This is a genomic window from Marinobacter sp. C1S70 (assembly GCF_000475355.1).
In the GTDB taxonomy this organism is placed as follows: Bacteria; Pseudomonadota; Gammaproteobacteria; order Pseudomonadales; family Oleiphilaceae; genus Marinobacter; species Marinobacter nauticus.
The window spans coordinates 1-1,180 of sequence record NZ_AXBW01000081.1; the positions used below are offsets into that span (position 1 = coordinate 1).

General features: G+C 53.2%; 1 protein-coding gene. It reads left to right on the forward strand.

Features of this window, described 5'->3' with window-relative positions; translation table 11 throughout:
- Positions 1–81: 81 nt before the first annotated feature.
- Positions 82–1,170: an IS630 family transposase gene (locus tag Q669_RS17645; protein ID WP_011786732.1), complete on the forward strand. Its 1,089-nt coding sequence runs from the start codon at positions 82–84 to the stop codon at positions 1,168–1,170.
- Positions 1,171–1,180 lie beyond the last annotated feature (10 nt).

Genomic DNA, 1,180 nt, shown 5'->3' on the forward strand with positions numbered 1-1,180 from the left:
CTAGTGTCCCTTAACAAAAGTTCGTCGAATATATTGTAGCATAGGGTTATAATTGCAGAAAGCATCGATGGAGCTACTGCAATGGGTCGTCCAGTTATTCCTTTGATCATAACAAACGAAGAACGCGATGAGCTTCATTCGTGGGTTCGGCGGCGACAGATGCCGGCAGCCGAGCAGCAGCGCGCACGAATGATCCTGTTGAGCACTGAGGGCCTACCTGGACGAGTGATTGCTGAGCGAGTGGGCGTAACGGCAGAAACAGTCAGTAAGTGGCGTAAGCGGTTTGAACAGTTCCGTGTGGCGGGCCTGACAGACGCCCCGAGAAGTGGTCGGCCCCGCAGTATTGATGATGAGAAGGTGGCAGACGTTATCAACAAAACGCTTCAATCCAAGCCCAAGAATGCGACCCACTGGTCTACCACTCTGATGGCCAAGGAAACCGGGCTCAATGCCATGGCAATCAGCCGAATCTGGCGGGCGTTTGGCTTGAAGCCTCATCGTCTGGAGACCTTTAAGCTCTCAACCGACCCCCACTTTGTGGCCAAGGTCCACGACATTGTTGGGTTGTATATGAATCCGCCTGACCGGGCTTTGGTCCTGTGTGTGGACGAGAAAAGCCAGATACAGGCGTTGAACCGCACTCAGCCGGCGCTTCCGCTGTCGTTTGGCTACTCCGAAACCAGAACGCACGATTACGTTCGTCACGGCACCACGACCCTGTTTGCAGCCCTGGACGTTGCCACGGGTGAGGTTATCGGACGCCTTCACAGGAGACACCGAGCCAAAGAGTTTTTGGCGTTTTTAAAAGAGATTGACCGGGAGGTTCCGGAGGACCTGGATATTCACCTCGTCATGGACAACTACGGGACCCACAAGACAGCAAAGGTGCGAGCCTGGTTCGCTGCACGGCCCCGGTATCACGTGCATTTCACGCCAACATCAGCCTCGTGGGTCAACTTGGTGGAACGATTTTTCGGCCTGATCTCGGATCGCTGGATCAAGCGCAACTCACACCGCAGCACTCGCGAACTGGAGGCGTCCATTAAAGATTATCTGGCAAGATACAACGACGATCCCAAACCTTTTGTCTGGCGCAAAACGGCGGATCAAATTATTGAATCAATTGCGCGCCTATCCGACAAACTTAATAATAAGACGAACTTTTGTTAAGGGACACTAG